This is a genomic window from Halomicronema hongdechloris C2206, from assembly GCF_002075285.3.
Lineage (GTDB): Bacteria > Cyanobacteriota > Cyanobacteriia > Phormidesmidales > Phormidesmidaceae > Halomicronema_B > Halomicronema_B hongdechloris.
In genome coordinates this window covers 3,972,880-3,993,130 of record NZ_CP021983.2, presented here as the reverse complement: position 1 = coordinate 3,993,130, position 20,251 = coordinate 3,972,880, and the positions used below count along the sequence as shown (strand labels likewise).

At 56.8% G+C, this 20,251-nt stretch carries 21 protein-coding genes; 7 read left to right on the top strand and 14 right to left on the bottom strand.

Annotation, left to right across the window (positions count from 1 at the left end; all coding sequences use genetic code 11):
- Positions 1 to 17: 17 nt before the first annotated feature.
- Complete coding sequence (selD, locus tag XM38_RS18090) at positions 18 to 2,315, bottom strand: selenide, water dikinase SelD (protein WP_088430602.1); 2,298 nt, start codon at positions 2,313 to 2,315, stop codon at positions 18 to 20.
- A 69-nt stretch (positions 2,316 to 2,384) separates the two neighbouring features.
- Positions 2,385 to 2,690, bottom strand: coding sequence for a hypothetical protein (locus XM38_RS18085; protein ID WP_080806904.1), 306 nt, complete (start codon positions 2,688 to 2,690; stop codon positions 2,385 to 2,387).
- A 440-nt stretch (positions 2,691 to 3,130) separates the two neighbouring features.
- Between XM38_RS18085 and XM38_RS18080 the strand changes: the two genes are divergently transcribed.
- Together XM38_RS18080 and cutA are read left to right on the top strand one after the other, a co-directional pair.
- Complete coding sequence (locus XM38_RS18080; RefSeq protein WP_080806900.1) at positions 3,131 to 3,613, top strand: pentapeptide repeat-containing protein; 483 nt, start codon at positions 3,131 to 3,133, stop codon at positions 3,611 to 3,613.
- A gap of 186 nt (positions 3,614 to 3,799) precedes the next feature.
- The gene (cutA, locus tag XM38_RS18075) at positions 3,800 to 4,117 is read left to right on the top strand and encodes a divalent-cation tolerance protein CutA (RefSeq protein WP_080806898.1); all 318 of its coding nucleotides are present in this window, start codon (positions 3,800 to 3,802) and stop codon (positions 4,115 to 4,117) included.
- Between the two features lie 5 nt (positions 4,118 to 4,122).
- Here cutA and XM38_RS18070 read toward each other — a convergent pair whose 3' ends face one another.
- Entirely contained in the window at positions 4,123 to 4,827 is a 705-nt protein-coding gene (locus tag XM38_RS18070; RefSeq protein WP_080806896.1) for an SDR family oxidoreductase, read from the bottom strand.
- Between the two features lie 259 nt (positions 4,828 to 5,086).
- Between XM38_RS18070 and ispG the strand changes: the two genes are divergently transcribed.
- Both ispG and ctpC read left to right on the top strand, forming a co-directional pair.
- Complete coding sequence (gene ispG, locus XM38_RS18065) at positions 5,087 to 6,310, top strand: (E)-4-hydroxy-3-methylbut-2-enyl-diphosphate synthase (protein WP_088430600.1); 1,224 nt, start codon at positions 5,087 to 5,089, stop codon at positions 6,308 to 6,310.
- Positions 6,311 to 6,452: 142 nt separating this feature from the next.
- Entirely contained in the window at positions 6,453 to 7,757 is a 1,305-nt protein-coding gene (ctpC, locus tag XM38_RS18060; protein WP_080806895.1) for a carboxyl-terminal processing protease CtpC, read from the top strand.
- On the opposite strand, the gene XM38_RS18055 is transcribed toward ctpC, so the two are convergent.
- From XM38_RS18055 to XM38_RS18045, 3 genes are read right to left on the bottom strand one after another with little or no spacing between them, the layout of a single operon-like run.
- Entirely contained in the window at positions 7,754 to 7,951 is a 198-nt protein-coding gene (locus tag XM38_RS18055) for a DDE transposase family protein (protein WP_080806893.1), read from the bottom strand. The genes ctpC and XM38_RS18055 overlap by 4 nt on opposite strands.
- A 30-nt stretch (positions 7,952 to 7,981) precedes the next feature.
- A complete protein-coding gene (locus XM38_RS18050; RefSeq protein ID WP_088430598.1) occupies positions 7,982 to 9,388 on the bottom strand; it encodes an AtzE family amidohydrolase in 1,407 nt (468 codons plus the stop codon).
- On the bottom strand, positions 9,385 to 9,570 hold the full coding sequence (locus tag XM38_RS18045) for a DUF4089 domain-containing protein (protein WP_225889350.1): 186 nt from the start codon (positions 9,568 to 9,570) through the stop codon (positions 9,385 to 9,387). The genes XM38_RS18050 and XM38_RS18045 overlap by 4 nt, the downstream gene beginning before the upstream one ends.
- 112 nt (positions 9,571 to 9,682) lie before the next feature.
- Here XM38_RS18045 and gatB point away from each other — a divergent pair, with 112 nt between their 5' ends.
- From gatB to XM38_RS18030, 3 genes are all read left to right on the top strand, one after another.
- Positions 9,683 to 11,170, top strand: a complete 1,488-nt coding sequence (gene gatB, locus XM38_RS18040) for an Asp-tRNA(Asn)/Glu-tRNA(Gln) amidotransferase subunit GatB (protein WP_080806890.1) — start codon at positions 9,683 to 9,685, stop codon at positions 11,168 to 11,170.
- A gap of 393 nt (positions 11,171 to 11,563) precedes the next feature.
- Positions 11,564 to 12,805, top strand: coding sequence for a bifunctional ornithine acetyltransferase/N-acetylglutamate synthase (argJ, locus tag XM38_RS18035; protein ID WP_080806888.1), 1,242 nt, complete (start codon positions 11,564 to 11,566; stop codon positions 12,803 to 12,805).
- Positions 12,806 to 12,815: 10 nt separating this feature from the next.
- Positions 12,816 to 14,009 carry a class I SAM-dependent methyltransferase gene (locus tag XM38_RS18030; RefSeq protein WP_080806886.1) on the top strand — a complete coding sequence of 398 codons (1,194 nt, stop codon included), beginning with the start codon at positions 12,816 to 12,818 and terminating at the stop codon, positions 14,007 to 14,009.
- Here the strand turns inward: XM38_RS18030 and XM38_RS18025 are convergent.
- The 8 genes from XM38_RS18025 to plsX all read right to left on the bottom strand — a co-directional run bounded on the left by XM38_RS18025 (position 13,987) and on the right by plsX (position 20,228).
- Positions 13,987 to 15,120: a geranylgeranyl reductase family protein gene (locus XM38_RS18025; protein WP_088430596.1), complete on the bottom strand. Its 1,134-nt coding sequence runs from the start codon at positions 15,118 to 15,120 to the stop codon at positions 13,987 to 13,989. The genes XM38_RS18030 and XM38_RS18025 overlap by 23 nt on opposite strands.
- A 60-nt stretch (positions 15,121 to 15,180) precedes the next feature.
- A complete protein-coding gene (locus tag XM38_RS18020; protein WP_256995788.1) occupies positions 15,181 to 15,789 on the bottom strand; it encodes a UbiA family prenyltransferase in 609 nt (202 codons plus the stop codon).
- Positions 15,752 to 16,234, bottom strand: coding sequence for a UbiA prenyltransferase family protein (locus XM38_RS27880; protein WP_256995667.1), 483 nt, complete (start codon positions 16,232 to 16,234; stop codon positions 15,752 to 15,754). The genes XM38_RS18020 and XM38_RS27880 overlap by 38 nt, the downstream gene beginning before the upstream one ends.
- Positions 16,150 to 16,419, bottom strand: a complete 270-nt coding sequence (locus XM38_RS18015) for a DUF2288 domain-containing protein (protein WP_256995666.1) — start codon at positions 16,417 to 16,419, stop codon at positions 16,150 to 16,152. The genes XM38_RS27880 and XM38_RS18015 overlap by 85 nt, the downstream gene beginning before the upstream one ends.
- Before the next feature lie 116 nt (positions 16,420 to 16,535).
- A complete protein-coding gene (locus XM38_RS18010; protein WP_080806882.1) occupies positions 16,536 to 17,174 on the bottom strand; it encodes a lysophospholipid acyltransferase family protein in 639 nt (212 codons plus the stop codon).
- Between the two features lie 2 nt (positions 17,175 to 17,176).
- Complete coding sequence (gene fabD / locus XM38_RS18005; RefSeq protein WP_088430594.1) at positions 17,177 to 18,067, bottom strand: ACP S-malonyltransferase; 891 nt, start codon at positions 18,065 to 18,067, stop codon at positions 17,177 to 17,179.
- A 116-nt stretch (positions 18,068 to 18,183) separates the two neighbouring features.
- Positions 18,184 to 19,194, bottom strand: a complete 1,011-nt coding sequence (locus XM38_RS18000; RefSeq protein ID WP_080806880.1) for a beta-ketoacyl-ACP synthase III — start codon at positions 19,192 to 19,194, stop codon at positions 18,184 to 18,186.
- A complete protein-coding gene (gene plsX, locus XM38_RS17995) occupies positions 19,194 to 20,228 on the bottom strand; it encodes a phosphate acyltransferase PlsX (protein WP_080806879.1) in 1,035 nt (344 codons plus the stop codon). Before plsX ends, XM38_RS18000 begins: the two co-directional genes overlap by 1 nt.
- Positions 20,229 to 20,251: the final 23 nt, after the last annotated feature.

Sequence of the window (20,251 nt, the reverse complement as noted above, 5' to 3'; positions counted from 1 at the left end):
CCCACTCCCCCACTCCATTACTCTTCACTCCTCCCCCATTCCTCGATCCTAATGGGTTGGGTGGGATTGTCACGAGGAATAACCCGGCCTACTACCAGGCTGTGGGCATATCCGGCTTGGTGCAGGGTCGCCAGACAAGACTCCACTTGATCGGGGGGCACGGCAGCTAGTAGACCACCAGAAGTCTGGGGATCAAACAGCAGAGGCCAGTCGGGGTGATCGATATAATCAGCCCCATTCTCGATGGCCTGGGCAGCGGTCTGATTCTGAGGATGGAGAGAACTGCGGACTCCTTGGGCCAGAACTTGACGTGCTCCCTGGAGTGCTGGCAGCTGGTTTAAAGTCAGCACTGCCCCTACTTGAGACGCTTGTACCAGCTCTAAGAGATGGCCCATGAACCCAAAGCCGGTGACATCGGTGCAGGCGGTGGCTTGGTGTTGGATCAAACATTGAGCGGCGGCTTGATTGGATTGCACCATGACGGCAACGGCGGCCTCGATCCAACGGCCTTTGGCTTGGCGGCGCATGTCGGCTGCAAATAGGACGCCAGTCCCTAGGGGCTTGGTCAGGATCAGCACCTCGCCGGGAGCCATGCCCTGCTTGCGCAGGAGCCGTTGGGGCTGGGCTAAGCCATTGGCCACAATACTGAGGACGAGCTCGGGACCTTCGCTGGTATGGCCGCCAACCAGGGGGGTGTGGCTTTGGCTCAGGGCTTTCTGCACGCCGCTGAGGAGTTGGTAGAGTATCTCGGTTTGTTGGGCAGGTAAGGCGTAGGGCACGGTAGCCAAGGCTAGCACTGACTGGGGAGTGGCTCCCATGGCGAAGAGATCGCTGAGGCTATGGTGGACAGCGATTTGGCCGCAGATAAACGGATCCGCTAAGAGGGCACGGAAGCCATCGGCGGTATGGACCATGGCTCGATCATGGGGAACTCGCACCACTGCAGCATCCTCGGCTGCTGTCAACCCCACTAGGATATCGGCGGTGTCTACAGGCCAAGAGACATCGGCCTGAATCCGCTGTAGAACTTGCTCTAGGGCAGGACGCCCCACCTTAGAACCACAGCCAGCACAGTACATGGGTGGGGGAGAGGAGGCTGAGCGAACGACGACGTCGGATGGGCGGGATGCCCCCATTTCGGGAAAGTCGCGGAACAGAGCCATGAATTTTTGATCGATGTGGTCTTTCCAGTATCGGAATAGACAGGACTCGGCCACGAAAGGCCCCCGGGAGGCGATGGCGGTGCCGCGGCCCGTATCGATCAGGGTCAAGAATTGCCGTTGAGGCCTGAAGGGTTGTAGCGGTTGACCTTGCAGGTGGCGCCGCAGGTTAAGGCTTAATGGTTTGCCCTGACGCACGGCGAAGACTCCGGCCTTGGGTCGGGGATGGTTAACCATGGTGGCCACATCTCCAGCGGCGAACACATTGGGGTGGGAGCGACTCTGGAGGGTATCGGCAACGGCAATGAACCCTTGGGAATCGTTAGCCAGACCAGACTGTCGTACCCAGTCGGGAGCCGCCGCTTGGGTGACCCAAAATATGCGATCGCACGCCACTGTCAACCCCGACTCACAGCGCACTCGATAGGGCAAAGGTCCGCCAATAGTCTCCACCGCAGCAACTGTTTGCTGCAGGTGCAGCTGAATTCGCCGTCGTAGGCACAGTCGCTGCAGATAATGACGAGTGGCCCGAGACCGCTCCGGGGCCAGTTCGGCCCGGCGATGAAACAGATGAAATGTGACCTGATCCTGTGGCCGCCCTAGCTCTTTTAGTCGTCTCTGCAACCGCGCCTGCATGTTCAGGGTCAGTTCTACCCCGCCGATGCCGCCACCAACCACGGCGATGGTGAGAGGCCGCTCTGGTGACGCCTCTAGCTGCTGGCGCACCCTGGCCCAGGCCTGCAATAGCTGAGGGACAGGCTTGGCCGGCACAGCATGATCAGCTGCCCCAGGCACTGCCACCATCGCCGGGGTACTGCCCGTATCAATGGACAGAACATCATAGGCGACGGGGGGATGGTGGGCACAGATGACCCGTCGCCGCTCTAAATCGAGACCAATGACTCGGTCCATGAAGAGACGGGCCTGAGCGAAACGGGTCAGGGGCCGTAGGTCAATATGAGCCTGATCAAAATCGTAGAGACCCGCCACATGGGACGGCAGCATGCCAGAGTAGGGAGTATCGGCCAGGTTGGTGATCAAGGTGATCTGCACCCCTGCCAAAGGTCGCATCCCCCACTGGCGCAGCACAATGGCATGGGAATGACCGCCCCCAAGCAGAACCAGATCTTTAACAATGGGTCGAAGAGATTCCATGGCGTTCTCTACTAGGGACTGGGCCTCAGCGTACTGAGATGGGCTGAAAATTGTCTGAGAGGATCATGCTTAATGGATGAGTGCCGAGTCGTTGGCAGGCAATGGGGGCCGCAGCATCAGATAGACAATTGCTCCAAGCATCGGTACGGCCATCACCGCCCAAGGCCAACGTCCCTTCATGCCCCGCCGGGCCATGTCATCCCCCAACGGTGTCGGTACCAGCAGCACTACGATGGCTGGGTTAATCTCACGCCAGTCGCCACGACTCAGGCGCAAAATCAGATCCAGCGTTTGGGGATGATCCGGTGGGGCGGCCAAAAATGCATACAGAATGAAGCCTAACCATACAATCGTTAACCCAATTCGTCTAACCATTGAGTAACTGCTAAGTTTCACTCCAAAATATCAATCTACTTGACACAACTAGGAAATCTATCGCGGCACCTCCTAATCTGTAGGGGAGCTGGTATCCCTCTGATTAGTCTTGTCCCTATGGTCATCCTAGTTAGCTAGAGCGGGTATCTCATCGACTGAGAGGTCTCGGAACAGGTGTGCCCTGATTCGGAGACTATTTGCTAAGTTGATGCCCTTAATTCGCTGCAACAGTTCTGGACCAATCTGGGCCCAATCAGGTCTGTAGTAGCAGGTTAGGGAGTCGCTGCTCTTCATCCTCTGGAACCGGTTCATCGACATTCGGCCAGGGTTCAGGTTGAACGTTGTTAATTCCTGGCAGTTTTTATCCTATGGCATCTTCATCGCTTACATTTCCTGGGATACAGTGGCCTGTTCCATCTCCAGACCGCTATCGCCGTGATATGCATATCACCTATTTTCTAGAGCTGTATGAGACTGGTTATCGGAATTTTGCCGGTATCCACTTGAATGGGGCCAACTTAGCCCACCATATTTTGGTAGCGGTTGATCTCAGTACTGCCAACCTGACTGGGGTTAACCTGCGACGGTCGTTTCTTACCCATGCCAATCTGACTGAGGCAACGCTGAATTGGGCCGACCTGAGCTTTGCCAAGATGAGCGAGAGTTGTCTGAGATTGGCTAGCTTGACGGAGGTGACGCTGCAAGGCGCTTTCCTGGTCAAGGCGAATTTGCAGGGGGCCAACCTAACTGGGGCCAATCTCTCTCGGGCCAACCTACGACAGGCAGACCTGCGCGGCGCCAATTTGCAAGGGGCCAACCTCAGTGACGCTAATCTCCAGGGAACCAAGCTGGAGGGAGCCAACTTGGCTTGGGCGCAGTTCCACCGGGCCTACCTAGATGGCGTTGCCACAGATACCCGCTGAGAGAAGAGCCCATGGCAACAGCACCCCCCTCTAGGCAGACAATGGTCTCTCAGCAAAAAGCCGGTGACTGTCCCCTGCCTAGTCTCTTGTCGAATTCGTGCTGCCCTGCCGTCGGTTTCCCCCAAGGCCTCCCTTACAATGGGAAGGATTATCAAACCGATGCTGCACTCAGGACCTTAACTAACGATGGCTACCTATGGGGTTGTCTTGGTAACCGCTGGCTCGGAGGCTGAAGCTGATGCGATCGCATCAGCCTTAGTCCAAGAGAAGCTAGCCGCCTGCGTCAGCATACTTCCCATCCGTTCTGTGTATACCTGGCAGGGGAGCGTCCATCGCGATCCAGAATGGCAGCTTCTGATCAAAACCGACCTAGGCCAATTTGATCGCCTAGACAGCCGCATTCGAGACCTACACTCCTACGAGGTTCCCGAAATCATCGCCCTGCCCATCACCGCCGGGGCTGCCCCCTATCTCAGTTGGATCGGTGACCAGATTGTCAGCTGAGACCACTACCAAGGAATTGGGGTGCGATCGCGCCAGAATTGTCCGCTAGGCGCATCATCGGGTAAAGTCGCCAGCCAAGCAATCGTATCGGCTCCCTCTTCCGGGCTGCGGGGCGCTGCCTCACTACCCATACGAGTCCGAACCCATCCTGGACACACCGAATTTACCTTAATATTGGCGTCCCGGCATTCAGCCGCCAAGATTCGAGTCACCCCATTCAGCGTCACCTTAGAGAGTCGATAGGCGGTGTAGTTTCCCCCCATGTCAGACAGCTGCCCCATCCCCGACGACACATTGACAATGCGGCCGTAGCCATGGCGCTTCATCAAGGGAACACAGGCTTGCGCCATCAGGATTGGGCCAAATACGTTAGTTTCCATCGCTGCCCGAATCGGACCAATGGCTGTAGTCAAAATGCTATTGCTATCAGGGAAGATTCCAGCATTGTTGACCAGAATATCCAAGCGGCCAAACTTGGTTTCGATCAACTGGGCCAGGATCTTGATGCCCCCGGCATCAGTGACCGATAGCTGGTGAGAACTAACGTCTAGGCCGTCATCACGTAACGTTTGGGCCACCGATTCTCCTTGCTCCGGATCCCGACTGCCCAAAATCACCTTAATTCCCTGGCGAGCTAATTGGCGGGTTACTGCCAAACCGATGCCACGATTAGCACCTGTGACAAGAGCGACCTGATGATCTATATCCATATCTAAATCCAATCCCCATTATTGGTACCTACAGTCTTGCGATCGATCTTGACTTCACACCAGCACTCCTTAAATTCTGATTGTCCGCCAACATCGCCATCAGCCACCTCTATGACAGGAGAGGGTTTAGCCTAGCTAGGGCCGATCCTAGCCGAGCAACGTGATATGTCACCCACATCGCGCATAAACACGGCCATTCTGTGGCACCCTGAGTAGTAAATCGAGTTCCCAATTGCCCCTATCCGATTCCGTGAGTGCTATGCAGACCCTGCCCTCTCCTGTTACGACCACTGCGCCTTCTGAGGCGGCCTTCGACACCACGATTCATCGTCGCAAAACTCGTCCAGTGCGGGTAGGCGACACCACCATTGGCGGTGGCTATCCGGTGGTGGTGCAATCGATGATCAACGAGGACACCTTAGATGTGGAGGGCTCTGTCGCTGCCATTCGCCGTCTCCATGAAATCGGCTGTGAAATTGTCCGGGTGACGGTACCCAGCATGGCCCATGCCCGAGCCCTGGCGCAAATCAAGGCACAATTGGCGGCGACCTATCAGCCCGTTCCCCTGGTGGCCGATGTGCATCACAACGGCATGAAAATTGCCCTGGAAGTAGCCAAGCACGTGGATAAGGTGCGAATTAACCCCGGGCTATATGTCTTTGAAAAACCGAAACCAGGACGTTCGGAATACACCCCAGATGAGTTTCAGGAAATTGGAGACAAAATTCGTCAGACGTTAGAGCCCCTGGTGTTGTCCCTCAAGCAGCAGGACAAGGCCATGCGCATCGGGGTGAACCATGGTTCTTTGGCTGAGCGCATGCTTTTCACCTATGGCGATACCCCAGAGGGCATGGTGGAATCAGCCTTGGAATTTATCCGTATCTGTGAATCGCTGGAGTTCTACAACCTGGTTATTTCCCTGAAAGCCTCGCGAGTACCCGTTATGCTAGCCGCCTATCGACTCATGGTGCAGCGCATGAATGAGTTAGGCATGGACTATCCTCTGCACTTAGGCGTCACCGAGGCTGGCGACGGGGAATATGGCCGGATTAAGTCTACTGCTGGCATTGGCACTCTACTGGCCGAAGGCATTGGCGATACCATTCGCGTTTCTCTGACAGAAGCTCCGGAAAAGGAAATTCCCGTCTGCTACAGCATTTTGCAGGCCTTAGGTCTACGCAAAACCATGGTGGAATATGTGGCCTGTCCGTCCTGTGGCCGCACTCTATTCAATCTAGAAGATGTGCTGCGTGAGGTGCGTCAGGCCACCAGTCACCTCACAGGGCTCGACATCGCTGTCATGGGCTGTATTGTCAATGGCCCTGGGGAGATGGCCGATGCTGACTACGGTTATGTGGGCAAGACCCCAGGTTATATTTCCCTCTACCGAGGTCGTGAGGAGATCAAGCGAGTTCCTGAAGATCAGGGGGTGGTTGAGTTGATTAATTTAATTAAAGCCGACGGCCGCTGGATCGATCCTTGATCCGCTTGAATAACGCCTTGAATAAGGCAATGCGAAGCTTACGGCAAGACATCCTACCTTTGTGGCTTCTGGTACCTCTTGCTGCCGAATGCCTGTGTTAGATTGGGCATACTTGTCTTCATGATGGGGATTCAATTTCGCTATGGCGATTGCAAAGCGTGGACTGGTACTGGGAGCAACGGCATTGGCAGTAGCGGCGGTCACTGTCACCGGTGCCGGGATTCAGCTCTCGCAGGGCCAAGCCTTTTTCGAAGAAAGCCCCAAGGAGCTGGTTGATGAGGTGTGGCAGCTGATTGAGCGTCATTATGTTGATGCCACCTTCAATCAGGTGGACTGGGAAGCTGTACGCCAGGAATATCTACAGCGTTCCTACAGCGATCGCGAGGATGCCTACACGGCTATTCGCGAAATGCTGGACAGGTTAGAGGATCCCTACACGCGCTTCATGGATCCTCAAGAGTTTCGCAATATGCAAATCGACACCTCCGGAGAGTTGACTGGTGTCGGTATTCAGATTTCCCAAGACGAAGAGACCGAAGAGATTGTCGTCGTCTCCCCCATTGAAGACACCCCTGCTTTTGAGGCAGGGGTGCGCTCCCAGGATGTGATCACAGCAATCGATGGTCACAGTACCGCAGGCATGGATCTCAATGAGGCCGTTAGCTTGATTCGGGGACCGGTGGGATCTGAGGTGACGTTGACGATTCGTCGAGAGAACCGCAGCATCGACTACACCATTGTTCGCGATCGCATCGAGATTCATCCCGTTCGCTATGCCTACAAGGAAGGACCAGAAGGTCCAATAGGCTACATTCGCCTGACTCAATTCAGTGCCAATGCTGCAGAAGAGATGGAAGAGGCCATTGCAGCCCTAGAAGAGCGCGACGTCACCGGTTACATCTTAGATTTGCGCTCCAATCCAGGGGGACTCCTATTCTCTAGTATTGATATCGCCCGCATGTGGCTAGAAGACGGCACCATCGTGTCCACTGTTAACCGTCAGGGCATCATCGATGAAGAAGCTGCCAATGGTAAGGCTCTGACGACCAGGCCCTTGGTCGTGTTGGTGGACGGCGGCTCCGCCAGTGCCAGTGAGATTCTTGCTGGGGCTCTACAAGACAACGAACGCGCTGTGTTGGTGGGCACTCGTACCTTTGGTAAGGGGCTAGTCCAGTCAGTCCGCAGCCTAGATGACGGTTCAGGCGTCGCGGTCACCGTCGCCAAGTACCTAACCCCCGATGGTCGCGATATTAATAAAGCTGGCATCACGCCAGACGTCATGGTAGAGCTGAGTGAATCCGAGCGGGAAGCCCTGTCGGAAAATCGCGAGGCTATTGGCACCGAAGCCGATCCGCAATATATCCAGGCCTTAGACATCTTGGCTCAAGAAATTCGAGCGGCCCGAGAGACCCATGAGCTGGATGTCGGCGCTGTTCCTAGCCGTTAACAGCTAGCTTGCATCGGTCGACACTTGCCAGCGCGGATGAGGCCGACTCGGCGGGCAATGGCCTCTGCTTTAGAGTCATAGGGGCCCCAGGTGTCAGCGCCATCACTGTCGATGTCTTGTAGCTGCGAGGCCGGGACAATCTCACACTGTCCTGTGGCTGACTTCAGAATGTACCAGATGATTGAGTCGCTCAACTTAGCTCTCCAACTTAGCTCTCCAGCATTTCAGATAGGGCAATCGCCATCCACAGCAGCAACAGGGGCTGACGTGATGCCCATAGCCTCTAGGTGGGCTGCGACCCGTAATACTCGTTCTTCTTGGTAGGGAGCGGCAATGACCTGCACTCCCACCGGCAGGTTTCCCGGTTGATGCACCGGAACTGAGAGAATTGGCAGTCCTACGAAAGATAGGGGCTGGGTATAAAGGCCCAAATGAGCTCGCACTGGCATCTCTTCTCCATTGATCGATAGGGTAGTCTGGGCCAAGGCAGGAGCGACACAGGGCGTCGTTGGCGCCAGTACAATATCGACTGACTGGAATAATAATCGGATCCGATCTCGGTACCAACGCCGAAATCGCTGGGCTTGGATATACCAGCTTGCCGGTATCATGGCTCCCGCCAAGAAGCGATCTCGGGTAGCCGGGTCAAACTCCATGGGGCGACGTTGCAGGCGAGATAGGTGCAAATGACTCCCCTCACTGGCCGTAATCACATAGGCAGCTGCCCGAGCTCGGGTAGACTCTGGGATGACTACTCGCTTTGTAGCTCCCAAAGCCTCTGCCACCTGGTCTACAGCCCTAGCTACCTCCGGCTCCATTGCTTGGCTGAAATACTCTCCAGCCACGGCGATACGCATCCCCTCAATGCCCTGCTCCAACCCTGGACTCACGGGTTCTGAGGGCCGATCACCGCAGAGGGAATCGCGGTGATCAGGGCCTTGTAAGGCATCGTAGGCAGCGGCCATATCTCGCACCGAGCGAGTCAGGGGCCCCACATGATCAAGGCTATTGGCTAAGGGGTAGGTTCCGGCTCGGGACAGACGGCCGTAGGTGGGCTTAAATCCGTAAACTCCGCACAAGGCAGCGGGAACCCGGATGGAGCCATTCGTATCCGATCCTAGGGTCAGGGGCACTACCCCTGCGGCTATGGCGGCTGCCGACCCTCCTGAGGAGCCACCGGCTATGCGAGTTACATCGTGGGGATTTGGGGTAATGCCATAGTGGCTGTTGACGGTCACGAAGCCATAGGCATACTCATCCATATTGAGGGCCCCTACCAAGATAGCGCCAGCTTGTTTCAGACGAGTAATCAGGGTGGCATCTTGGTGAGCTGGAGGGCGCTCGCGATGAATGCGGGAACCGGCTAAGGTAATGAGCCCCTTAATATCGAAGAGATTTTTTACGGCGAAGGGAACCCCGGCTAGGGGGCCTGGGTCTTCGCCGGTACTGAGGCGCCGGTCCATATCGGCTGCCATCGCTCGGGCCATGTCAGCAGTGATAGCCGTGAAACAATTGAGCTGGGGATTTAGGGCTTCAATCTGAGCTATGCTTGCGGCAATGACTTCGGTCGCCGTCCGTTCGCCACGGCGGATAGAGTTGGCAATCCCTAAGGCATCCGGGGTAGATGTCATGGTTCAAAGATGGGAGCCACTTCCAAATCATCCGGTAAGGGGAAGTTCAGCACCGGTTGCGCCACCGCTCGCAGTTGCTCGAAGGCGTCTATGACCCCCATTTGGCTGTCAGGTGGCAAGGATAAGCCCAGCATCAAGGCCATTTGCTCTACATAGATGCGGCTGTCGTATTGTTTCTCCATTGGGGTCGGTGATCACTAGAATGAGTGGTAGCAATTAGTATGGGCGATCCATCCCCAGGGCTCAAGCGGGCTACAATAAACACGTCCACCTCTGCCATGGGAAAAGTTCTTCATGACTTCCGCGGCTCCTGTGAAGACTCAGTATGAGGCCATTATTGGCCTGGAAACGCATTGTCAGCTATGTACCGATACCAAGATCTTTTCGCCCAGTTCAAATGCCTTTGGGGCTGTCCCCAATACCCATGTTGATCCGATTGTGATGGGCTTGCCGGGGGTACTGCCAGTGCTGAATGGGACGGTACTGGAATATGCTGTCAAAGCAGGACTCGCGCTGAATTGTCAGATCGCTCCCTATAGTAAGTTTGATCGCAAGCAGTATTTTTACCCTGACCTGCCCAAGAATTATCAGATCTCCCAGTACGATTTGCCCATTGCCGAGCATGGCTGGTTGGAGATCGAGTTAATTGACAAGCAAAGCAAAGAGGCTACCCGCAAGCGCATCGGCATTACCCGCCTACATATGGAAGAAGATGCTGGCAAGCTGGTCCATGCTGGCAGTGACCGCCTATCGGGATCGGCCTATTCGCTGGTGGATTACAATCGGGCCGGGGTGCCGTTGATCGAAATTGTCTCTGAACCTGATTTGCGATCGGGACAGGAGGCGGCTGAGTATGCTCAAGAGTTACGCCGCATCATGCGATATCTGGGCATTAGCGACGGCAATATGCAGGAAGGTTCCCTGCGCTGTGATGTCAATGTCTCGGTGCGGCCGTTGGGGCAAGAGGCCTTTGGCACCAAGGTAGAGATCAAGAACATGAACTCCTTCAGTGCCATCCAGAAGGCCATCGACCATGAGATCGAACGGCAAGTGCAGGCCCTGGAAGCAGGAGAGCCAATCATCCAGGAAACTCGCCTCTGGGAGGAAGGGAGTCAACGCACCATCAGCATGCGCTCTAAGGAAGGATCGAGCGATTATCGCTACTTCCCGGAACCGGATTTGCCGCCGCTAGAGGTGTCGGCAGAGCAACTGTCGACCTGGCAGGCCGAGTTACCGGAGTTACCGGCCCAAAAGCGTCGGCATTATGAGACGGCCTTTGGCTTATCCCCTTACGATGCGCGGGTGCTAACCGATGAGCGTGCAGTCGCTGAGTACTTTGAGGCCACCGTGGCAGCCGGGGCTAATGCTAAACTGGCGGCCAACTGGGTAACGCAGGATATTGCAGCCTACTTAAATGCTGAAAAACTGACGATTGATCAGATTGCTCTGTCCCCGGCATCCTTAGCGGAGATGATTCAACTGATTGAAGCGGGCACTATTAGTACGAAGATTGCGAAGGAAATTGTGCCGGAACTGCTACAGGATGGAGGATCTCCCCAGGCTCTCGTCGAGGAACGGGGCCTGAGTCAGCTGTCGGATCCAACTGAACTAGGGGCTATCATTGATCAGGTATTGTCTGACAATCCTGACAAGTTGGAGCAGTATCGGGCTGGCAAGACGAAACTTCAGGGCTTTTTTGTGGGACAAGTCATGAAGCAGACTGAGGGGCGGGCTGATCCGAAGCTGACCAATCAACTGCTGGGTGAGAAACTTAAAGGCTAAGGAGGTAATCACCCGGGCTCGAGGGCGCTTCCGGGCAGGTCCAGACGCATTCACCCCCGAGAGCAGCTGAGAAAGCTCACAAAATGTAACAAAAAATAGATTGGGGGGTGGCGCCCCCCGCCTCACATGTAAGATAATATGGTATGTAGATGCACCCTGATGGTAAGGAGAGCTGCGACGCAGCTCTCTTTTTTTTAGCAGCCCTGCTGCCAACATGGCCATCGGCGATTGCCTGCGATGCTTGGGGGTTAAGGCTTGGCTGTGAGTTGCTTCATCAATCGGTCGGCGGCTGATATTCCTTGTGGCGATTGGCTAGGTGGTGCCGTTTGGGGCCGTGGTAGACATCACCCCTGATATAATCCCGGGAAAACAGGGCCGATTGAGGGTGATTTGATGACGCAATGGCGGATGGTTGAGGGGGGTGTCAGCGCCCCTAAGGGATTTAGGGCAGCGGGGATTGCTGCCGGCTTAAAACCCTCGGGAGCCTCGGATTTAGCGCTGATTGTCTCTGAGGGAGATGCGATCGCAGCGGGCATTTTTACCCAGAGTCAAGTGCGGGCCGCCTGTGTCGACTACTGCCGCCAACGCCTGGAGGCGAAATCTGTCGCTCGGGCCATTCTCTGCAATGCGGGTCAGGCCAATGCTTGCACCGGTAGCCAGGGCTGGGTAGACACCATTGCAAGTGCCGATCTCGTCGCCCAAGCCTTAGGAATTCCAGCCGATGCGGTCATGGTTGCCTCGACTGGCGTGATTGGCCAATGCCTCAACATGGCTGCCCTGAGGCAGGGCATTCCCGCCGTTGTAGCCGCCCTATCTGAGGCGGGATCGGCGGCGGCGGCCCAGGCCATCTTGACCACAGATTTGGTGGCTAAGTCTGGGGCCGTGGAAGCTGAGATCGCCCATCGCCCGGTGCGCCTCGGCGGCATTGCCAAAGGCTCGGGCATGATCCATCCCAACCTAGCCACCATGCTGGCCTTCATCACTTGCGACGCCAGTATTTCACCCCCCCTATGGCAGGCCATGGTGCAGCGGGCCGCTGAGCTTAGCTTCAACCAGATCAGCATCGATGGCGATACTAGCACGAACGATAGCTTGATTGCCCTGGCCAATGGTGCTTCCCGTACCCCGGCCATTACCGAAGCTGGCCCCGAGGCCGATCTCCTAGAAGGGATGCTGACCGCTGTGTGTACCCATCTAGCCAAAGCCATTGCCCGGGATGGGGAGGGGGCTACCTGCTTAATACAGATCACGGTCCAGGGCACCGCCCATGATGAAGCGGCGCGCCAGATTGCCCGTACCATCGCTGGGTCTTCTTTGGTCAAGTCAGCCATATTTGGCCGCGATCCTAACTGGGGTCGCATTGCCGGGGCCGCAGGCCGAGCTGGGGTAGGATTTGATCAGGGGGATCTCCGCATTCAATTGGGAGAGTTTGTCCTGATGGATGGCGGCCAGCCTCAACCCTTCGATCGATCGGCGGCGAGCGCCTATCTGAAGCAAGCGGCGGCGGGAGCTTACCTGCAAGACGATACGGTGGACATCATCGTGTCCGTGGGGACTGGATCGGGACGGGGGCAGGCCTGGGGCTGTGATCTCAGCTACGATTATATCCGCATCAATGCCGAGTACACTACTTGATTGGCTGTCCATGCCCTCTAATCCCGCGCTTTTTGAGGCCATTGCCCACCGCATTAACACCAGCGCCCATCACCGCATTCCCTTCGCTGAGTTCATGGACCTGGTCCTGTACCATCCAGAGCATGGCTATTACATTACTGGGACGGCCCTGGGGCCTGGGGGAGATTTTGTCACCGCGCCGCATTTGGGCCACGATTTCGGCGAGTTACTAGGGGAACAGTTTGCCCAGATGTGGCAGTATCTGGGCCAGCCTCGGCCCTTTACCCTGCTGGAGATGGGGGCGGGCCAGGGGTTGGTGGCGGCTGATGTGCTCTCTCATCTAGAGCGGCATCATCCAGAGTGTCTGGCCCCATTGCAGTACAAGATTGTCGAAATCTCCGGAGGCCTACAGAAGACACAACGGCAGCGATTGGCCGCCTGGGGGGATCGCATCGAGTGGGTCGGCTGGGATGCGATCGCAGCCAATTCGGTAATTGGCTGCTGTTTTTCCAACGAGCTGGTGGATGCTCTGCCGGTACATCAGGTGGTGGTGACAGAGGCCGGTCTGCAAGAAGTCTACGTCACCCTAGGCGAGACCGGAGAAGCGGAACTGCGGGAAACTTTGGGGCCCTTCTCAACCCCCCGGATTCAGGAATACTTCCAGGATATCGGCATTCACCTGAGTCCCCCTGGCTATCCAGTGGGCTATCGCACCGAAGTCAATCTGGCCGCCCTGGACTGGCTCAGCACCGTCGCCGACCGACTGCAGCGAGGTTATGTCGTCACCATCGACTATGGCTATGCGACCCAGCGTTACTATGCCCCCTCCCGTCGCCAGGGCACCCTGCAGTGCTACTACCGCCACGGGCATCATGATGATCCCTACCAGTACCTCGGACAGCAAGACATCACCGCCCATGTAAATTTCACCGCCTTAGAGCGGCAAGGAGAGCAGTGCGGGCTCACCCGGGAGGGATTTACGCCCCAAGGGTTATTCCTCATGGCCCTGGGCCTAGGCGATCGGATCGCGGCCATCTCGGAGACGGAGGCGGCAGACACCTCGGCTCTGCAACAGCTATTGCGGCGTCGGGAAGCCCTGCACCAACTGATCAACCCCTTGGGCATGGGAAACTTTGGTGTCTTGATTCAGCACAAAGGGATGGCCGCTGCCCCTCCCCTACAGGGCCTGATGGAGCCCGCCCCTAGGCCAGTACCCCGCCGCTGAGGCGACGCAGGGCCCGATGCACCACATCGGCATAGCGCCGTTCGCCGCAGAGGACCTTGACCATCTGTTCGGTGCCGGAGGGCCGTTGGATGCCCACCCGATAGCCCAGCCGGGGCCATTGATAAAAGGCTTGGGCCAGGCGCCGAGCCCAGGGCCATGTCTGCGCCCCCCATTTCTCGTTTAGCCGCTGGGAGTAGGCTTCTAGGGCCTGCAGGTCGCCCCCCAAGGCCGCGTCAATGGCCTGAGCCGCCTGTAAGCCACTGAAGATGGCCGGTCGAATTCCCTCGGCGGTGAAGGGATCGACCACACAGGCGGCCTCGCCGGCTAAGAGAGCCTGCTGCGTGTGGAGCCGTTGGTAACCATTCCACAGGTTGAGGGGATGGCCGTGGGGCTGTGCCTGAGCGGCATCCACCTGAAACTGGCAGCATATCTGGTGCAGGGCCGGTTTCAGATCCTGAGAAGCTCGCTTGCCCTGGCGAAAGATACCACTGCCTAGGGAGTAGCCGTCGGCCTTGGGGAAGTTCCACACATAGCCATTCTTCAACAGGCCAAACTCAAAATGGGGGGATGTGGGGCCTCCGGCACCGGCACGCGGGGTTTCAATTTCTAGGCGCCCACCGCTGGTGCGCTGCCGCTGGGTAAAGCCGAGCCACTTGGCTAGGGGCCCCCGAGCCCCATCGGCGGCGATCAGATAGCGGCCTGACACTGGCTCCTGGGCGGTGGTGACTTGCCAGCTGTCATGGGCGAAGGTAATACCGGTGGCTTTGGTACTGTGGCGCAGTTCTGCCCCCTGGCCTACGGCCTGTTGCACCAGAAAATGGTCGAATTCGTCCCGCCGCACCATCCAGATCGGGGAGCCGGTGGTGATCTCGCTGGTGACTGGGGCTCCTAGGTTCCAGGTGTAGCGGACGGTGGTGACCTGAGCCGAAATGGCTGGCGTGAAGTCGAAGTCAAACCATTGGGCCACCTGGGGAGAGACGCCGCCGCCGCAGGGTTTATAGCGGGGCAGGGTGGCCTTTTCCAATACCAGGACGGAGCGGCCCCGTTTGGCTAGGTGATAGGCAGCGGTACCGCCGGCGGGACCAGCGCCGACAATGATGCAGTCGTACATGGGCGGTGTAGGGCAATGGATAACAAGACAGTTACTGTAGCCAACACGCTACTGGGACAATCACGTATTCCAGGAAAAAGAACCCCCAGATGATCTGGTAAAAGCTGCGATAGGAAAACCGGAGCCGTCGGCGGGGGGGCGCGGGGCCAGATAACCTGCTGACTCAGCCACCAAAAGCTGCCTAGGACCAGACCATGGGCCATGACTAGCCCTAGACGGTTGACGGTTGGCAGCCAGGGAGCCGCTAGCATCATACCGCCGGTAAGCCAGGGTGAGTAACCCGCGGGCTAGGTTGAAGACGGTGCGTTGCCCCAAGCGAACGGTAAAGGTGCGGATATTATATTGACGATCGCCTTCGATGTCGGGGATGTCTTTGAAAATTGCGATCGCAACGCTAAAGACCACCACAAACCCGGTCAAGGCCCAGATGATGGGGGGAATCCCTGGAGATTGCTGGGCGGCAGCGAAATACAGAAACAACCCCAGATTCACCACCACCCCGCGCACCACCAAGATGCAGGCCGAGGCCCAGACGGCAAATCGCTTCAGCCGTATAGGGGGCAGGGAGTAGGCGGTGCCGATGACCACACTGATGGCAACAGTGGCAAACAGATATCCCCCGCCCCCCCGCCTAGGCCCCAGGGCCACGATCACAGCTGCGCCTACCAGCCACCAGCCATCGCGGCGGGAAAATTCCCCGGATGCCAGGGGGAGGTGGGGGCTTATTGATGCGATCGATCTCGATATCCTGAATCTGATTCAGGCCGACAATGTAGAGATTGCCCCCCAAACAGGCCAACCAGGCCCAGGCCAACTCCCCCCAAGCGATGGCAGGGGCGGGGATGGTAGCGGCGGCGATGGCAAACAACCCCAGCACGCTGAAACTGGTGCCGATAATGGTATGGGGTCGCGAGAACTTCCACAGGGCATAGAGCCAACACCAGGGCGTCTGGAAGGGATGCAGGCGGGGTGATTGGGGGCGATAGTGGGCATAGAAGTGCAGGAAAGGGGGGAATCGCCTAGGTAGGCCTAGGTCGCCTCTGGAGACTGTTGTACTAGCACATAGGGTGGCACGATTAGGGCTTGAAATCGCAATCCCTCGGTGCGTTCCCATCGGATCAGCTGGTCTAGGGTGGGTTTTCGCAGCAGTTGTTCGCCAATCCAGTGGTCTACGGAGGTGACATTGTCCGTTGCGATCGCAACCCCTACGTCCACCAAGTCCAAAGCCTGATCGACTACAACGACGGCATCCCGATTGGCATGGGGTTGCAACCAAGTCCACTCAGCTGAATCCACCATGTCCGCTAGTTCAGTTCTGAGGGCATCTGTCATGAGCCATAAAAACGGTCTACAACGCTCTTCCTAGTTTGCCAGAGGGTGTCGATCAGCGTTTGCTTTCTCGAAGCTTGCAGCCGTTACCGGCCCTGATCATGCAAGTCATGAATCACCTGAGTACAGTGCTCCGTTACCGCCTGTAGCGTCACCCGATCTGAGGATGGCGGTGGTGCAATGGGAGCCGCGATACGAACAGTCAACGGCACCGGTCGAGGGCCCCTACCCCCCTTGGGAAAAATCCGATGGCTACCCCAGAGACACACCGGCAACAACGGAGCTTCAGCCTTTGCCGCCAACAGTGCCGCCCCCAGCTTTGGGCCTGGGATGCGTCCATCTCGGGTGCGAGTTCCCTGCAAGAAGATTCCCACCGCCCAGCCCCGCTCCAACTGAGCTAAAGCGGCTCGAATGGCGTTGCGATCGGCCGCGCCCCGCTTGACTGGATAGGCCCCATACAGACGAATCGCCTGACCTAAGATCGGCACCCGAAACAGCTCTTCCTTGGCCATGTAAGCCACAGGGCGCCCCACACAGTTAGACACGATTGGAGGATCGAAATCACTAGCGTGATTGGCCACCACGATTACCTTGCCCCGCCGGGGCACCTGCTCGGCCCCGTAGATACGGCCTCGAAAATAACCATGGAAAACCGGGCTCACCACCGACCACTTAAACAGGTGATAGAGCAGCAGGCTAATCCGGGGTTCACGATCGCGCCCCATGGCTATTTAACCAACCCCTGTACCTGAGCCAAAGTGCCCACATTCAGCAATGTCAGCGATTTACAGGTCCGCTTAATCAGCCCCGTCAACACATTGCCAGGTCCGACTTCAATTACCCGCTCGATCCCCAACTGGGGCAACTGTAAGGAAATTTCCCGCCACCGTACCGGCTCCGTCATCTGTTGCCGTAGGCGCTGCTTCAACCCTTCAGCATCCTGACTGGGAGTCGGCTCGACATTCGACAGTACAGGTACTGTCGCTGCGGCAAAGGCCACCGGTTCTAAGGCTGACTCAAACTCTGCCGCCGCATCTGCCATTAAAGGGGAATGGAAAGCACCACTGACCTTGAGGGGCACTGCTCGCTTGGCCTTGACTTTCGTCATCACCGATTCGACGGCGGCCGGGGTGCCTGAGATCACCACCTGTCCCGGGTTGTTGTCATTGGCTAAAACAGCATCCGCCGTTTGCTCTAAACTGGCAATCAACTCATCGCGATCGAAGCCCATCAATGCCGCCATCATGCCATCAGAGGCCTGGCTCATCAGCTCTGCCCGCCGCTTCACCAGCTGCAACCCAGTGCCAAACTCAAATACATCGGCCCCATAGAGAGCCACATATTCTCCCAAACTATGGCCAGCTACCAAGTCTGGCTGCCATCCCTGCTGCTTGAGCAAATCCATCAGAATACATTCGATCACGTATAGGCAAGGTTGGGTATAGAGGGTATTAGCCAGCTTATTCTCTTCGCTCTGGCTGACTGCCAGTACCGACCAGCCTAAGATATCCTCGGCTTCTTGCAAGTGAGTCATTGCCAAGGGCACGGCAGCCAAATCAGCCCCCATACCTATTACCTGCGATCCCTGTCCGGGGAATACCCATGCAGTCTTGGTCATGATTGTCCCAGCCTTAACACCAGTGAGTAGGATGACTATGGCCCAATTCACAAGGAATGGCGGCCCAACGACTCCCAATAATTCACTGTCTCAGTAAACGGGGATTTAGGGAAGATTTAGGCAGGGCCAGCAGCCCACTCAAAGATGGCAGCGCCCCAAGTCAGTCCAGCGCCAAATCCGGCCGTTGCTATTAAATCACTAGGCCGTACTTTGCCCGCTCTCACCACTTCATCTAAGGCTAATGGGATGGATGCCGCCGAGGTATTACCATGGCAGGCCATGTTGCTCACCACCCGCTCTGAAGGTACCTCTAAGCGCTCAGCCACAGCATCTAAAATCCGCTGATTGGCTTGGTGCAGTACTAACCAGTCAATATCTCTAGGGGTTTTGCCAGCTCGAAAGAGAGCTTTTTCCAGCACCTCTGGCACTCGACTCACGGCAAATTTATAGACCTCGCGGCCATTCATAGTGATGGGTTGAAAGGTTCCCTGTTGCCCCTGAATACCCTCTACTATCTCTAGCGGCTCCGACTGATAGGATAGCTTCAAACAACCGTTGAGGCGGCCGTCACTACAGAGTTCGAAGCCCAGCAACCCATCGACATCACTCGCCTGCATCACTACGGCTCCAGCTCCATCGCCAAACAAGATGCAGGTACGACGGTCGCTCCAATCCGTCCACCGGGACAAGATATCAGCCCCGATAACAAGCACATTCTGATACACACCCTGGCGGAGGTATTGGGCAGCTGTCACCAAGGAAAATACAAAGCCAGAGCAGGCTGCCGTCAAATCAAAGGCCACTGCATGGGTTGCCCCTAGGAGGGTCTGCACTTGACAAGCACTGCCGAATAGATCGTCTGGGGTTGAGGTGGCCAGAATAATGAGCTGTACCGACTCAGGGGGCAGTTTAGCCATGGCTAGGGCCTGACGCCCGGCCTCAGCAGCAATATGACTGAGGGATTGTTGCGTCTCAGCAATGTAGCGCTGGCGGATACCGGTGCGGCTGGCGATCCATTCATCGGAGGTATCGACAATTTGGCTCAGCTGATCATTGCTCAGCGCTCTAGACAATTGGGCTGACCCACTACCTGTAATCGAAACCCCCACCAAATTAGCTTGCACCATTACTCCCCATCCGCAGCCGGCATGGCAACTTTTTGATATTGGGCCTGAATTCGCTGCAGTACTTCATGATCAACGGCTTCCTTGGCCAGGCGAATCGCATTGAAGATAGAGGGGGCTTGGGAACTGCCATGACTAATCACCGCAATACCGGCAACTCCTAATAATAGAGCACCCCCATGCTCAGCATGATCTACCCGTTGCTTGATCCGACGCAGATTGGGCTTAAGCATCATCGTACCAGCCTTGCCCCGTAGCCCCTGGGGCAGTTCCTCGCGCAGGATATTTAAAACAGCCTCCCCAACGGCTTCGGCAAACTTCAGCAAGACATTGCCGACGAAGCCATCACACACAACCACATCAAACTGGCCCGACAGCACATCTCGCCCTTCGGCATTGCCAATGAAGGGCACGGCCGGGTTTTCCTGGAGCATCTGATGCACCCGCACGGCCAGATCATTGCCCTTGCTAGATTCTTCGCCAATATTCAAGAGACCTATCGTGGGCTGCTCGACCCCCAACACATAGCGGGAATAGATCGTCCCCATGACGGCAAACTGCTCTAGAAATTTGGGCCGACAGTCTACATTGGCCCCCACATCTAGGATTAACACTGACTTATCTGCTATTACGGTGGGGAAAACGGCCCCAATGGCAGGTCGATCAATGCCCTTTAATCGGCCTAGCCGCAATAATGCTGCTGCCATGGCAGCACCGGAGTGCCCTGCCGAAACCACCGCGTCGGCCCGCTTCCGCTTCACTAGGTCCATGGCAACATTAATGGATGCCTTGGGCTTACGCCGCAGAGAACTGAGCGGCTCTTCGTCCATGGCAATGGTGCCTTCCGCTGGAACCAACTCTAGCTGATCTAAATTCCCGGGCTGAGGAGTGGCGGCATAAATTTGGTCAGGATCTCCAACCAGTAAGATGTCGACCCCTAACTCCGCCTTAGCCCGGATGGCGCCAGTGACTACTTCAGCCGGCGCGTGGTCTCCACCCATCGCATCGACTGCGATTCGTGCCCGAGTTGCTCCCATTGACTAAAGCTGTATAAAGACTA